Source organism: Cellulomonas marina (genome assembly GCF_900111925.1).
In the GTDB taxonomy this organism is placed as follows: Bacteria; Actinomycetota; Actinomycetes; order Actinomycetales; family Cellulomonadaceae; genus Cellulomonas; species Cellulomonas marina.
This window is the reverse complement of record NZ_FOKA01000022.1, coordinates 17,526-31,712: the sequence shown is the minus strand read 5'-3', so window position 1 is coordinate 31,712 and position 14,187 is coordinate 17,526. Positions and strand designations below refer to the sequence as shown.

General features: G+C 76.8%; 11 protein-coding genes. 3 read left to right on the top strand and 8 right to left on the bottom strand.

Annotation, left to right across the window (positions count from 1 at the left end):
- Positions 1 to 84: 84 nt before the first annotated feature.
- Complete coding sequence (gene prfA / locus BM048_RS16975; protein ID WP_090035037.1) at positions 85 to 1,185, bottom strand: peptide chain release factor 1; 1,101 nt, start codon at positions 1,183 to 1,185, stop codon at positions 85 to 87.
- Between the two features lie 144 nt (positions 1,186 to 1,329).
- Positions 1,330 to 1,545, bottom strand: coding sequence for a 50S ribosomal protein L31 (rpmE, locus tag BM048_RS16970; RefSeq protein WP_090035034.1), 216 nt, complete (start codon positions 1,543 to 1,545; stop codon positions 1,330 to 1,332).
- 230 nt (positions 1,546 to 1,775) lie between these two features.
- Between rpmE and BM048_RS16965 the strand changes: the two genes are divergently transcribed.
- A complete protein-coding gene (locus tag BM048_RS16965) occupies positions 1,776 to 3,068 on the top strand; it encodes a glycosyltransferase family 4 protein (protein ID WP_175499612.1) in 1,293 nt (430 codons plus the stop codon).
- 110 nt (positions 3,069 to 3,178) lie between these two features.
- Positions 3,179 to 3,943: a phosphotransferase gene (locus tag BM048_RS16960; protein ID WP_090035110.1), complete on the top strand. Its 765-nt coding sequence runs from the start codon at positions 3,179 to 3,181 to the stop codon at positions 3,941 to 3,943.
- A gap of 69 nt (positions 3,944 to 4,012) precedes the next feature.
- On the opposite strand, the gene rho is transcribed toward BM048_RS16960, so the two are convergent.
- From rho to argS, 6 genes are all read right to left on the bottom strand, one after another.
- Positions 4,013 to 6,292 carry a transcription termination factor Rho gene (gene rho / locus BM048_RS16955; RefSeq protein ID WP_090035029.1) on the bottom strand — a complete coding sequence of 760 codons (2,280 nt, stop codon included), beginning with the start codon at positions 6,290 to 6,292 and terminating at the stop codon, positions 4,013 to 4,015.
- Positions 6,293 to 6,694: 402 nt separating this feature from the next.
- The gene (gene thrB / locus BM048_RS16950; protein ID WP_090035027.1) at positions 6,695 to 7,618 is read right to left on the bottom strand and encodes a homoserine kinase; all 924 of its coding nucleotides are present in this window, start codon (positions 7,616 to 7,618) and stop codon (positions 6,695 to 6,697) included.
- 5 nt (positions 7,619 to 7,623) lie between these two features.
- Positions 7,624 to 8,712 carry a threonine synthase gene (gene thrC / locus BM048_RS16945; RefSeq protein WP_090035025.1) on the bottom strand — a complete coding sequence of 363 codons (1,089 nt, stop codon included), beginning with the start codon at positions 8,710 to 8,712 and terminating at the stop codon, positions 7,624 to 7,626.
- Entirely contained in the window at positions 8,712 to 10,055 is a 1,344-nt protein-coding gene (locus tag BM048_RS16940) for a homoserine dehydrogenase (protein ID WP_090035023.1), read from the bottom strand. The genes thrC and BM048_RS16940 overlap by 1 nt, the downstream gene beginning before the upstream one ends.
- A gap of 150 nt (positions 10,056 to 10,205) precedes the next feature.
- The gene (lysA, locus tag BM048_RS16935; RefSeq protein ID WP_090035107.1) at positions 10,206 to 11,558 is read right to left on the bottom strand and encodes a diaminopimelate decarboxylase; all 1,353 of its coding nucleotides are present in this window, start codon (positions 11,556 to 11,558) and stop codon (positions 10,206 to 10,208) included.
- Between the two features lie 104 nt (positions 11,559 to 11,662).
- Positions 11,663 to 13,342: an arginine--tRNA ligase gene (gene argS / locus BM048_RS16930; RefSeq protein ID WP_090035020.1), complete on the bottom strand. Its 1,680-nt coding sequence runs from the start codon at positions 13,340 to 13,342 to the stop codon at positions 11,663 to 11,665.
- A 123-nt stretch (positions 13,343 to 13,465) separates the two neighbouring features.
- Between argS and BM048_RS16925 the strand changes: the two genes are divergently transcribed.
- Positions 13,466 to 14,149: a FadR/GntR family transcriptional regulator gene (locus BM048_RS16925; protein ID WP_090035019.1), complete on the top strand. Its 684-nt coding sequence runs from the start codon at positions 13,466 to 13,468 to the stop codon at positions 14,147 to 14,149.
- Positions 14,150 to 14,187 lie beyond the last annotated feature (38 nt).

The following is a 14,187-nucleotide window of genomic DNA, read 5'->3' as shown; positions in this document are numbered from 1 at the left end:
TCCCTTCCGATGGCCCTGCCGACGGCCCTGCCGACGGCCCTGCCAGGTTCTCGGCCGCCCGCCCGTCCACGGGAGCGTCGCCGCTCACGCCTCGGCCAGCCCGGCCAGTCGCGCCGCCTCGTCCGCCTCGACGGCGGACCGGACGACGGGACCGAGGTCGCCGTCGAGCACGGCGTCGAGGTTGTACGCCTTGTACCCCGTGCGGTGGTCGGCGATCCGGTTCTCCGGGAAGTTGTACGTGCGGATGCGTTCGGAGCGGTCCACCGTGCGGACCTGGGACCGGCGCGCGGCGCTCGCCGCGGCGGCCGCCTCCTCCTGCCGGGCGGCCAGCAGCCGTGCGCGCAGCACCCGCAGCGCCTGCTCGCGGTTCTGCAGCTGGGACTTCTCGTTCTGCATCGACACGACGATGCCCGTCGGCAGGTGCGTGATGCGCACGGCGGAGTCGGTCGTGTTGACGGACTGCCCGCCGGGGCCGGAGGACCGGAACACGTCGATGCGCAGGTCGTTCGGGTCCACGGCGACCTCGGCCTCGTCGTCCGCCTCGGGCAGGACGAGCACGCCCGCCGCCGAGGTGTGGATCCGGCCCTGCGACTCCGTGACCGGGACGCGCTGCACCCGGTGGACGCCGCCCTCGTACTTCAGGTGCGCCCAGACGCCGTCCTCGGGCGCCACCGCGCCGCGGGCCTTGACCGCGAGCTGCACGTCCTTGAACCCGCCGAGGTCCGACTGCGTCGCCTCCAGCACCTGGGTGGCCCAGCCCTCACGCTCGGCGTAGCGCTGGTACATGCGCAGCAGGTCGCCCGCGAACAGGGCCGACTCCTCGCCGCCCTCCCCCGCCTTGATCTCGAGGATGACGTCGCGCCCGTCGTCGGGGTCGCGCGGCACCAGCACGCGCCGCAGCCGCTCCGCCGCGGCGTCCGCCGCCGCGAGCAGGCCGGGCAGCTCGGCCGCGAAGCCCTCGTCGAGGTCGGCGAGCTCCGCCGCCGCGTCGGCGTCGTCCCGGGCCTGGCGCCACGCGACGTGGGCGGCGACCACGCGGCCGAGCTCGGCGTACCGGCGGCCGAGGCGGCGCGCCAGGCCGGCGTCGGCGTGGACGGCGGGGTCCGCCAGCCGGCGCTCGATGTCGGCGTGCTCGGCCAGCAGGGGGCCGGCGGCGGCGAAGGCGTCAGCGGCGGGGACGGACATGAGGGCCCTTCGGCAGAGGGGGGGGTCAGGACCGCGCGGCGCCTGGCAGGGCGGCACGGTCCGGGAACGACACAGCGCCGGCACCGGACGCGGTCACGACCATGGAGGGCCGTCGACCGCGCCGGTGCCGGCGCTGCGGGGGTGCTACTTGGCGGACCGCTTGCCGTAGCGGGCCTCGAAGCGGGCCACGCGGCCGCCGGTGTCGAGGATCTTCTGCTTGCCCGTGTAGAACGGGTGGCAGGCGCTGCACACGTCGGCGCGGATCTCGCCGGAGGTCACCGTCGAGCGCGTCACGAACGTGGCGCCGCACGTGCAGACCACCTGGGTGGGCACGTACTGCGGGTGGATGTCAGCCTTCACGGGGGGTTCTCCTCAGGGGGTTGCGTCTCCGGGTCCCGCGCGGGCTCGCACAGGTGAACCGCAGACCGACCGGACAGTCTGCCACAACACCGCGGACCCCCTCCACCTTCCCGAACCAGGTGCCCGCCGTCGTCCCGGCTCCCCGCCCGGTCCTGGCACCCGTCCTCCTGCCGGTCCGCCTCGGTCCCCATGCTCTCGGTCCCCATGCTCTCGGTCCCTATGCTGTCGGGGTGCCGCCCGACGACCGCACCGCCGCGGCCGCCGGCACCCCCCGTCGCCTCACGGTGGCCCTCGTCCTCGACGACGGCCTGGACCGCCCCGACGGCGTCCAGCAGTACGTGCTGGCGGTGGCCGCCGGCCTGCGGGGACGCGGTCACGACGTGCACCTCGTCGCCTCGACCACCGAGCGCACCGACCTGCCCGGGCTGCACGTCCTCGGACGGCACACCGGCGTCAGCTTCAACGGCAACCTGCTGCGCACCCCCCTGCCCGCGCCGGCCACCGCGGTGCGCCGCCTGCTGGCGGAGGTGCCCGTCGACGTGCTGCACGTCGCCATGCCGTACTCCCCCCTCCTCGCCGGGCGGGTGGTGGCGCGGGTGCCGGCGCACGTCGGCGTCGTCGGCACCTTCCTCATCGCGACGGAGTCGCCGGTGGTCGAGGCCGGCGCGCGCGCCCTGGCCGTGGTCGCACGCCCGACGCTGCGCCGGTTCGACGAGGTCCTCGCCCTGTCCACGCCCGCCGCCGACCTGGCGCGGCGTGCCTTCGGGCTGCGCACCACGGTGCTCGGCATGCCGCTGGACCTCGCCGGGCTGCAGGCCGCCGGCGCCGGGGTCGGTGCGGACGCCCCCGGCCCGGGCGCTCCCGTCCCGGGCGCCCCCGGCACCTCCGTCGGCGACGAGGACGACCCCGACCGGCCCGTGCGCCTCGTCTTCCTCGGCCGGCTCGTCGAGCGCAAGGGCGCGCGCGAGCTCGTCGCCGCGCTGGACCACCTCGCCCGGCACCGGCTCACGCGCCGGCCGTGGCACCTCGTGCTCGCCGGCCGCGGTCCCCTGGAGGCCGAGCTCCGGCGCGCGCTGGCCGCGGCGGGTCTGGCCGACCGGGTCACGCTGCCGGGGTTCGTCGCGGAGGCGGACAAGCCCGCGCTGCTGGCCGGCGCCGACGTCGTCGTGCTGCCGTCCACCGGCGGGGAGAGCTTCGGCATCTCCGTGGTGGAGGCGCTCGCGTGCGCGCGCGGGGTCGTCCTGGCCGGGGACAACCCCGGCTACCGGGCGACGATGGAGGGCCTCGAGGACCAGCTCGTCGAGGCCCGGGACGTGCGCGCCTTCGCCGCGGCGCTCGCGCGCTGGGTCGACGACCCGCCCGCTCGTCGCGTGGCCGTCGCCGGGCAGCGGGCCGTCGCCCGGCGCCACGAGCGCGACGCGGTGCTCGACGGCGTCGAGGCGGCCTACGCCCGTGCCCTCGCCGCGCGGTCGGCCCCCAGGGCCCCGGCGACCCCCGCCGCCCGGGCGGCCCGCCGTCGGTGACCCCACGCCCGGGCCGGCGCCCGTCGCCGCCCCTCGTCACGGACTCCGGGGCCGACCGGCGCCCGCCCCTCGCCGGCCCGCCCCCGCCCGGTACACCGACGCCGGCGGTCGTGCGCCGGCTCGTCGCCGCGGGCGCCACCGCCACGCCCGTGTGGCGCAACGAGCGCGGGGGCCTGACCTACCGCGTGCAGGAGACCGCACCCGCGGGCACCGGGACGACGGGCTTCCTGAAGTGGGCCCCGCACGGGTCCGGCCTCGACCTCGCGGCCGAGGCCGCGCGGCTGGCGTGGGCGCGGCCCCACGCCGCGGTCCCCGAGGTCCTGGCCCGTGGCGAGGACGCGGACGGCACCTGGCTGCGCACCGCCGCGCTGACCGGCACGTCGGCCGTCGACGCGCGCTGGCGCCGCGACCCGGCACGGGCCGCGGCCGGGGTGGGCGCCGGCCTGCGGGCCCTGCACGACGCCCTCCCCGTCGCCGGCTGCCCGTTCACGTGGTCGCTCGAGGACCGCGTCGCGGCCGCCCGCGCCCGGCTCGCCGCCGGCGACGGGCCCGCCGCCTGGGCACCGGAGCACGCCGCGCTCGGACCCGCGGAGGTCCTCGCGCGGCTCGCGGACCCGCCGCCCGTCGACCCCGTCGTCTGCCAGGGGGACGCCTGCACGCCCAACGCGCTGCTCGGCGACGACGGCGCCGCGACCGGTCACGTCGACCTCGGCCGGCTCGGGGTGGCCGACCGGTGGGCGGACCTCGCCGTGGCGGCGTGGTCGTTCACCTGGAACCACGGGCCGGGGTACGAGCACCTCGTCGTCGCCGCGTACGGCGTCACGCCCGACCCGCGCCGCAACGCCTTCTACCGGCTGCTCTGGGACGTGTCCTGAGGCGCGCCCCGGACGCCGACGGCCCGCCCCGAGGTGCGGGACGGGCCGTGGGCGGGGGCGACGAGGGCGTCAGACCGTGCGGCCCAGCGTGTCGTCGCCGGCGCCGGCACCCGCGGGCGTCGTCTTCTGCACCTGCAGGAGGAACTCGACGTTCGACCGCGTCTCGCGCAGCTTGCCGATGAGCAGCTCGACGGCCTGCTGCTGGTCGAGCCCGCCCATGACCCGGCGGAGCTTCCAGACGATCTTGAGCTCGTCGGGCGCGATGAGGATCTCCTCGCGGCGGGTGCCGGAGGCGTTGACGTCCACCGCCGGGAAGATGCGCTTGTCCGCCAGCGAGCGGGACAGCCGCAGCTCCATGTTCCCCGTGCCCTTGAACTCCTCGAAGATGACCTCGTCCATCTTCGAGCCCGTCTCGACGAGGGCCGACGCGAGGATCGTCAGCGACCCGCCGTGCTCGATGTTGCGCGCCGCACCGAAGAAGCGCTTCGGCGGGTACAGCGCCGCGGCGTCCACGCCGCCGGACAGGATGCGGCCCGACGCCGGCGCGGCGAGGTTGTAGGCCCGGGACAGGCGCGTGAGCGAGTCCAGCAGCACCACGACGTCCTGGCCCAGCTCGACGAGGCGCTTGGCCCGCTCGATGGCCAGCTCGGCGACGACCGTGTGGTCGGAGGCGGGGCGGTCGAAGGTCGAGGCGATGACCTCGCCCTTGACCGTCCGCTCCATGTCCGTGACCTCCTCGGGGCGCTCGTCGACGAGCACGACCATGAGGTGGACCTCGGGGTTGTTCGTGGTGATCGCGTTGGCGATCTGCTGCATGATGATCGTCTTGCCGGCCTTGGGGGGCGCGACGATGAGGCCGCGCTGCCCCTTGCCGATCGGGGCGACGATGTCGATGACGCGCGGGGTCAGCCGGTTCGGCTCGGACTCCAGGCGCAGGCGCTCCTGCGGGTAGAGCGGCGTCAGCTTGGTGAACTCGGGCCGCTGGCGCGCCTCCTCCGGCGTCAGGCCGTTGACCGTGTCGAGGCGGACGAGCGCGTTGAACTTGTTCGTCCGGGCGCCGGGCGCCGTGCTCTCGCCCTCGCGCGGCTGGCGCACCGCACCGGTGATGGCGTCGCCCCGGCGCAGGCCGGCCTTCTTCACCTGGCCGAGGGAGACGTAGACGTCGTTCGGCCCCGGCAGGTACCCGGTGGTGCGGACGAACGCGTAGGAGTCGAGGACGTCGAGGATGCCCGCGATGGGCAGCAGCACGTCGTCGTCCGCCACGTCGACCTCGACGTCGCCGACGAGGTCGCCGGGCACGCGCCCGCGGCCCCGCTTGCGGGTGTCGCGGTCGCGGAACCGGTCGCGTGAGCGCCGGCGACGTCCGCCGCGCTCGTCGTCCTCGTAGCCGTCGCCGCCGACCTGGCGCAAGCCCTGGCCGTCGCCGGTCAGGCCGTCCCCGGTCGGGAGCTCGCGGACCTGGCCCTCGCGGGGCTGGCCCTCACGGGCACCGGTCCCGAGGGCGTCGCGCCCCGCGGTGTCGCGGCCGCGCGCCGGCTGGCCGACCGCGTCGCCCTCGGTGCCGCGGGGGCCCCGGCGGGTGCGACGGTCGCCGCCGCGGTCGTCCGCCTCGCCGCCGAGGCGGGCGTCGAGGGCCGCCTCGAGCCCGGCGAGCGCGTCCTCGCGCCGCGGGCGACGGGCGCGGGCCCCGGTCGGGGCGTCCGCGGCGTCGCCGTCGGGCTCGGTGCCGCGGGCGTCCGGGCGCCGGTCGTCCGTGCGCGGCGACTCGCCCCGCTCGTCACGGACGGGGCGACGGCGCTCGTCGCCGCGCGCCCCCGTCGCGTCGGGCGCGGTGCGCCGGGCCGCCACCTCGGGACGGGCGGCCGGCAGCTCCAGCGCCGGCACGCTCGTCGTCGTCGCTGCCGTCGTGGCGACCGCCGTCGCGCCGGGACGCTCGTCGGCACCCGGAGCAGCGGCGCCCGCCGTCGTGCTCGGGGTCGTGCTCGGGGTCGTCGTGGGGGCCGTCGTCGGGGTCGTCGTCGCGGTGACCTCGGCCGACGCCGCCGTCGCGTCGGCCGGGGCCGTGGCGCGCGTGGCGCGGCGGCGCGGCGCGCGCGTGGCCGGCGCGGCGTCGGTGCCGTCGGCCGTGACGGTCGTCGCGGTGCGGGACGTCTCGAGCGGCTGCGGGCGCTGCCCGCCGCTCGCCCCGCGGATCGCCTGCACCAGGTCCCCCTTGCGCATCTTGCTCGTGCCCCGCACGCCCAGCTGGGCGGCCAGCGCCTGCAGCTCCGGCAGGCGCATCGCCGCGATGGCGGCGTCAGGGGCGGACCCGCCGGAGGTGCTCACGGCAGGCTGGATGGTGTCTGTCACGAAGGACCCTTCCCCCTCGTCGGCGGCCGCCGCTGCGGGACGGCCGGTCCGTGCGGGCGCGTGCCGGCACGGGGTTGGAGCGCCGCGGTCACCGGTGTCGGTGCGAGCAGCGGCTGGGATCGTCCCCCGCCGGACTCCGCCTCGACTCCGCCATGGAGCGGGGCTCGTCGGGGCCGGCGGGCTCGGGCGGGGCCGTGCGGCGGAGGTGCGCCGACGGCACCGGTAGGGCAGCGCCGGTCTCGGGGGGACGGGAGGACAATAGCACCCGGGCCCCTCGCGGCCCTGGACGGCGACGCAGATCACGTCGAGGACCACCCGCACGGCGCAGCGCCGCGCCCCTCGGATCGACCTGCCGATCGACCTGCCGATCGACCGGCCGGTGGACCAGCCGGCCGCCCCGGGTCACGCCCCGACGGCGTGCCCTCCCCGCGTCGCGACGCCCGGGCTCAGGACGCGCCAGCCCACCATCGCCCCGCCGAAGGCGGCGTCGAGCGCCTCCGCCGCCGGCACCCGCCCGTCGGCGTCGCGGACGCCGAGCACGAGGACGGTCGGCCCCGCCCCCGACACCACGGCCGGCACCCCCGCCCGCCGCAGGACGTCCACGAGCGCGAGCGAGTCGGGCATGACCTCGCGCCGGTACTCCTGGTGGAGCCGGTCGGCGGTCGCCGCGAGCAGCAGCTCCGGCCGGCGGCCCAGCGCCTCGACGAGCAGTGCCGCCCGCGCCAGCGCGAACGCGGCGTCGGCGTGCGGCACCTGCGCGGGCAGGACCGAGCGCGCCCGTGCGGTGGCCAGGCGGACCGGCGGCACCGCGACGAGCGGCACCACGGACGGGTGCAGCGGCAGCCCGACCGCGTGCGGCCCGGGCGTCCAGGCGAGGGTGAGCCCGCCGAGCACCGCGGGCGCCGCGTTGTCGGGGTGCCCCTCGAGCCGGGTGGCGAGGGTCAGCACCGCGGCCGCGTCGAGCTCGTCGGGCTCCCCCAGCAGCGCGCGGGCGGCGAGGATGCCGCCGACGACCGCGGCGGCGGACGACCCGAGCCCGCGCCCGTGCGGGATCCGGTTGGTGCACCGCAGGTGCAGGCCCGTCCGCGGCGCCCCCACCTCGTCGAGCGTCTCGAGCAGCGCGCGGGCGACGAGGTGCCGCTCGTCGTCGGCCACCTCCCCGGCCCCCTCGCCGACGACCTCCACCGTGACCGCCGCCCGCGGGTGCGCCCACACCTCGACCTCGTCCTGCAGGTCGAGGGCGAGGCCGAGGGCGTCGTAGCCGGGGCCGAGGTTCGCGCTGGTCGCGGGCACCCGCACCCGCACGTGCTCCGTGCGCAGGCGCACGGCGGTCAGAGGCCGAGCGCGGCGGCGACCGACACGACGTCGGCGCCCACGCGCTCGGGGACGACGTCGCTGCCGTCGGCGGCGCGCAGGGCCCACTGCGGGTCCTTGAGGCCGTGGCCGGTGACCGTCACGACGATCCGGGCGCCGGCCGGGACGCGCCCCTGCTCGTGCAGCGCCAGCAGGCCCGCGATCCCTGCGGCCGACGCCGGCTCGACGAAGACCCCGTTCTCGGCGGACAGGAACCGGTGCGCGGCGAGGATCTGCTCGTCGGTCACGGCCTCGACCAGGCCCCCCGACGTGTCCCGCGCCTCCTGCGCCTGGGGCCAGGAGGCCGGGTTGCCGATCCGGATCGCCGTGGCGACCGTCTCGGGGTGCGTGACGGGGTGGCCGAGCACGATCGGCGCGGCGCCGGCGGCCTGGAAGCCCCACATGGCGGGGGTCCGGGTGGCGAGCGCCGGCAGGTCCGCGCCGGCGTCGAGCCCCGCGTACTCGCGGTAGCCCTTCCAGTAGGCGGTGATGTTGCCCGCGTTGCCGACCGGCAGGACGTGGATGTCCGGCGCGTCGCCGAGGGCGTCGACGACCTCGAACGCGGCGGTCTTCTGCCCCTCGATGCGGTCCGGGTTGACCGAGTTGACGAGCTCGACGGGGTACGCCTCGGCCAGCTTGCGGGCGGCGACGAGGCAGTCGTCGAAGTTGCCGTCGACCTGCAGGAGGCGGGCGCCGTGCGCGATCGCCTGGGACAGCTTGCCCATGGCGATCTTGCCGTCGGGCACGAGGACCGCGCAGACCATGCCGGCGCGCGTCGCGTAGGCGGCGGCCGCCGCGGAGGTGTTGCCCGTGCTCGCGCACACGACGGCCTTCGCGCCGCGGTCCGCCGCCGCCGACATCGCCGTCGTCATCCCGCGGTCCTTGAAGGACCCGGTCGGGTTCATGCCCTCGACCTTCGCGAACACCTCGGCCCCGATGCGCTCGGAGAGCACCGGCAGCGGCACGAGCGGTGTGCCGCCCTCGGCCAGGGTGACGACGGTGCGCTGCACGTGCGCCGGCAGGCGGTCGGCGTACTCGGCGATCACGCCACGCCACTGGTGGGCCATCAGGGCTCCTCGACTCGCAGGACGGACAGCACGGAGACCACGTCGCGGACGGCGTCGAGGTCCCGCAGCGCCTCGACCGTCGCGTGCAGGGCCGCGGCGGTGGCGGTGTGGGTGGTGAGGACGAGCACGGCTGCACCCGCCGCGCCGTCGGGCTCGACGGTCTGCTGCACCGCCTCGATGGAGATCCCGCGCTCGGCGAGCTCGGAGGCGACCTGGGCGAGCACGCCGGGCCGGTCGTCGACCTCGAGGCGGAGCTGGAAGCGGCTGCGCGCGAGCCCGGGGTCCTGCACGGGCAGCTCGGCGTAGGAGGACTCGACCGGGCCGCGACCGCCCAGCACGCGGTGCCGGGCCACCGACACGACGTCGCCCAGCACGGCCGACGACGTCGGCGCCCCGCCGGCGCCGCGCCCGTAGAACATGAGCTCCCCCGCGGCCTCCGCCTCGACGAAGACCGCGTTGAAGGCGCCGCGCACACCGGCCAGGGGGTGCCCGGCGGGGACGAGCGCCGGGCGGACGTGCACGTCCAGGGCGCCGCCGTCCGGCCCGTCCACTTGCTCGGCGACCGCGAGCAGCTTCAGGACGTGGCCTGTGCGCGCCGCCCACGCGACGTCCTGCGCCGTGAGCCCGGTGATCCCGGTGCGGTCGACGTCGTCGAGCCGCACCCGGGTGTGGAACGCGAGGGAGGCGAGGATGGCGGCCTTCGCGGCGGCGTCGTGGCCCTCGACGTCGGCCGTCGGGTCGGCCTCCGCGTAGCCCAGCGCCTGCGCCTCGGCGACGGCGGCGGCCAGGTCGAGGCCGTCGGTGGCCATCCGGTCGAGGACGTAGTTCGTCGTGCCGTTGACGATGCCGAGCACCCGGCGCACCCGGTCCCCGACGAGCGACTCCCGCACCGGCCGGACGATGGGGATGGCACCCGCGACCGCGGCCTCGAAGTACAGGTCGACGCCCGCGGCGTCCGCCGCGGCGTAGAGGGTGGGCCCGTCCTGCGCCAGGAGCGCCTTGTTGGCGGTGACGACCGACGCGCCGCCGCGCAGCGCGCGCAGGAGCAGCCCGCGGGCCGGCTCGATGCCGCCCATGACCTCCACGACGACGTCCGCGCGGTCCACCAGCGCCTCGGCGTCCGTCGTCAGCAGGGCCCGGTCGACGACGGCGTCGCGGGGTGCCGACACGTCGCGGACCGCGACGCCGACGAGCTCGAGCGGCGCGCCCACGCGGGAGGCGAGTTCCGCCGCCTGCGTCGTGAGCAGCCGCACGACCTCCGTCCCGACGACGCCGCAGCCGAGCAGGGCGACCCGCAGCGGCGCGCCCCCGGTCGTCGTCGGCCGCGGGTTCGGTGCGCTCACGGGGGCTGCCTCCTGGCGATGGGTCGGTACGGCGGCTCGTCCGGAGGACGAGGACGGCACCCGCGTGGTCCGGGGCGGGCGGGTCACAGGATAGGGGTGGCGGTGCCGGGGACCGGGCGTCCGTCCGCGAGCGCCCGTCCGCGGGACGCGCTATCCCAGGTCGAGCGCGAGCAGGTCCTCGACGGTCTCGCGGCGCACGAGGACGCGGGCGGCCCCGTCGCGGACCGCGACGACGGGCGGGCGCGGCACCTGGTTGTAGTTGGACGCCATCGACCGTCCGTAGGCGCCGGTGGCCGGGACGACGAGCAGGTCGCCCGCGCGCACGTCGCCGGGCAGCACCACGTCGCGCACGACCACGTCACCGCTCTCGCAGTGCTTGCCGACCACGCGCGCCGGCACCCCCGGGGCGTCCGACACCCGGTCGCCGAGCTCGGCGTGGTAGCTCGCGCCGTACAGCGCGGTGCGCAGGTTGTCGCTCATGCCGCCGTCGACGGAGACGTACGTCCGTACGGTCCCGTCCTCGGTGCGCACGGGCTTGACCGTGCCGACCTCGTAGACCGTCAGCCCCGCCGGCCCCGCGATCGCACGGCCCGGTTCGATGGAGAACCGCGGCAGCGGCTGGTCCAGCTCGGCCGCCACCGCGGCGACCCCCTGCGCGAGCCGCCCGGCGACGACCACCGGGTCCAGCGCGCGCTCGCCCGGCAGGTAGGCGATGCCGTAGCCGCCGCCGAGGTCGACCTCGGGCACGAGCACGCCCGTGCGCCGGGCCAGCTCGCCGCGCAGCGTGAGCACGGCCCGTGCGGCCACGACGAAGCCCTCCGCGTCGAGGATCTGCGAGCCGATGTGGCTGTGGATCCCGACGAGCTCGAGCCCCGGGTGGTCCAGCACCGCGAGCAGCGCCGTCATCGCCGGGCTGTCCTGCGCCCCGGCCGGGACGGCGACGGACAGCCCGAACTTCTGGTCCTCGTGGGCGGTCGAGATGTACTCGTGGCCGCCCGCGTGCACGCCGGTGGTCACGCGCACCATGACCGGCACCCGCACGCCGTGCCGCTGCGCGACGGCCGCCACCCGCCCGATCTCGACGAGCGAGTCGAGCACGACCCGACCGACGCCGGCGGCCACCGCGGCCTCGAGCTCCGCGTCGGACTTGTTGTTGCCGTGCAGGCCGATGTGGGCGCCGGGCACGCCGGCTCGCAGCGCCACGGCCAGCTCCCCGCCGGTGGCGGTGTCGATGCGCAGCCCCTCGTCGTGCACCCACCGCGCCACCGCGACCGTCAGCAGCGCCTTGCCGGCGTAGTACACGTCCACGCCGGCGCCCACGGCGGCGAAGGCCTCGGTGAACGCGTCCCGGTAGGCGCGGGCCCGCGCACGCAGGTCGGCCTCGTCGAGCAGGTAGGCGGGCGTGCCGTGCGCGGCGACGAGCTCGCGCAGGTCGGCGCCGGCCACCCGGAGGGCGCCGTCGGGCCCCCGGGTGACGCCGGCCGACCACGGCTCGCCGGGCACGGAGGTGGGGACGGGGGTGCCGGTCGTCGTCGGCGCGGGACCGGCCGCGACGTCGGGACGGCCGTCGCCGGCTGCGTCGCCGGCTGCCTCGTCCGCGGCGCCGGTCACATCCGCTCCGGCGCGCTCACCCCGAGCAGCCCCAGCCCGTTGGCGAGGACCTGCCGCGTCGCGTCGTTGAGCCACAGCCGCGTGCGGTGGGTGTCGGAGACGGTCTCGTCGCCGAAGGGGGTGACGCGGCGCTGGTCGTACCACTTGTGGTACGCGCCGGCCAGCTCCTCGAGGTAGCGGGCGACGCGGTGCGGCTCGCGCAGCTCGGCGGCCTGCGCGACGATCCGCGGCAGCTCCGCGAGCTGCCCAAGCAGCACCGCCTCCGACTCGTGGTCCAGCAGGGAGGCGTCGAAGCCGTCCTCGCGGCGCACGCCGGCGTCGGCCGCGTTGCGCCCGACGTTGACCGTGCGGGCGTGGGCGTACTGCACGTAGAAGACCGGGTTCTCGTTCGTCGCCCGGGACAGCAGGTCCAGGTCGAGGTCGATGCTCGAGTCCGCCGACGAGCGCGCCAGCGAGTACCGCGCGGCATCGACGCCGACCGCGTCGACGAGGTCGTCGATCGTCACGACCGTCCCCGCGCGCTTGCTCATGCGCATCGGCTGCCCCTCGCGCACGAGGTTCACCATCTGCCCGATGAGGATCTCGAGGTTGACGTGCGGGGTGTCCCCGAAGGCCGCGCAGACGGCCATCATGCGGCCGATGTACCCGTGGTGGTCGGCGCCGAGCATGATGACGACGCGGTCGGCGCCGCGCTCGCGCTTGTCGAGGTAGTAGGCGATGTCACCGGCGATGTACGCGGCCTCGCCGTCGGACTTGATGACGACACGGTCCTTGTCGTCGCCGAAGTCCGTGGTGCGCAGCCACACGGCGCCGTCGGCGTCGTACACGTGGCCGAGCTCCCGCAGGCGGGCCACCGCGCGCTCCACCGCACCGCTCTCGTGCAGCGAGTCCTCGTGGAAGTACACGTCGAAGTCGACGCGGAACGCGTGCAGCGAGGCCTTGATCTCGCCGAACATGAGCTCCACGCCGCGGGCGCGGAACGCCTCCGTCGCCTCGGCAGCGGGCAGCGTGCGCGGGTCCGGCTCCCCCGCCGCGAGCGCGTCGGCCACGACGCGGTCGGCGATGTCGGCGATGTACTGCCCGCCGTAGCCGTCCTCGGGCGCGTCCTGACCGAGGGCGCGTGCCAGCAGCGAGCGGGCGAAGCGGTCGATCTGCGCGCCGTGGTCGTTGAAGTAGTACTCCCGGGTCACCGAGGCGCCGGAGGCCTGCAGGACGCGCGCGAGGCTGTCCCCCACCGCCGCCCAGCGCACGCCGCCGATGTGCAGCGGACCGGTCGGGTTGGCCGAGACGAACTCGAGGTTGAGCGCGACCCCCGCGAGGGTGTCGTTGCGGCCGTACGCCTCCCCCTGCTCGACGACGGTGCGGGCGAGCTCGCCCGCGGCGGCTGCGTCGAGGCGCACGTTGAGGAAGCCGGGGCCGGCCACCTCGACGGATGCGACGCCCGGCGTCGCGCCGAGCCGGGCCGCCAGGTCGGCCGCCAGGTCCCGGGGGTTCGTGCCGGCCTTCTTGCCCAGCTGCAGCGCGACGTTCGTCGCCCAGTCCCCGTGCTCGCGCTGGCGCGGCCGCTCCATGCGCACCTCGTCGGGCAGCAGCGCCGGGTCGAGCGCGAGGGTGCCGTCCTCGACGGCCTGCACGAGGGCGGCGCGGACGGCCTGCGCCAGCTGGAGGGGGGTCACCGGGCCAGGGTACCGAGGCCGTGGGCACGGCCCGGCGGTCGTCCGCCGGGGCGACCTCGCTGGCCCTGGGACGACCTCGCGGTGTTGACTGCACGCCATGCCGCAGCGGGGAGCCCTCCGGGGATGACACGACGGACCGGACTCATCGACGGCGCGGTCGAGGCCCTGCGCGCACGGATCGTCTCCGGCGAGTGGCCGGTCGGCACCCGCATCCCCCCGGAGCCGGCGCTCGTCGAGCTGCTGGGCGTGGGCCGCAACACCGTGCGCGAGGCGGTGCAGTCCCTCGCGCACTCCGGCCTCGTCGAGCGGCGGCAGGGGTCCGGCACCTACGTGCTGTCGACCTCCGAGCTCGCGGTGTCCATGGGTCGGCACATGGTCGACGCCCGCCAGCGCGACGTCATCGAGGTGCGCCGCGCGCTCGAGGTCGAGGCAGGACGCCTGGCAGCCCGGCGGCGCTCCGCCACGGACGCGAGCACGCTCCTGCGCTGCCGCGACGAGCGGTCCGCCGCCTACGAGGCCGGCGACATGGACCGCATGGTCGCCACGGACCTCGCCCTGCACCGCGCGGTGCTGCTGGCCGCGGCCAACCCGGTGCTGCTGACGCTCTACGACAACCTCATCGACGCCATCGGCGAGAACATCCGGTTCAACTTCGTCGGCGACACGCACGGCCCCCACGCGCACGACGGCCTCATCGAGGCCATCGTCGCCGGGGACGTCGAGCGCGCCGTGGAGGAGACGAACACGTACCTGTCGGAGTTCCTCTCCCAGCACGACGAGGCGCGGCCCACGGCGGTGGCGCGGTGAGCGGGGGCGCGGTGAGCGGAGGCGCGGTGAGCGGAGGC

Excerpts from the sequence above, each read along its gene's own strand:
- thrC (WP_090035025.1), bottom strand. The coding sequence starts at position 8,712 with ATGGCCCACCAGTGGCGTGGCGTGATCGCCGAGTACGCCGACCGCCTG.
- BM048_RS16925 (WP_090035019.1), top strand. The coding sequence starts at position 13,466 with ATGACACGACGGACCGGACTCATCGACGGCGCGGTCGAGGCCCTGCGC.
- prfA (WP_090035037.1), bottom strand. The coding sequence starts at position 1,185 with ATGTCCGTCCCCGCCGCTGACGCCTTCGCCGCCGCCGGCCCCCTGCTG.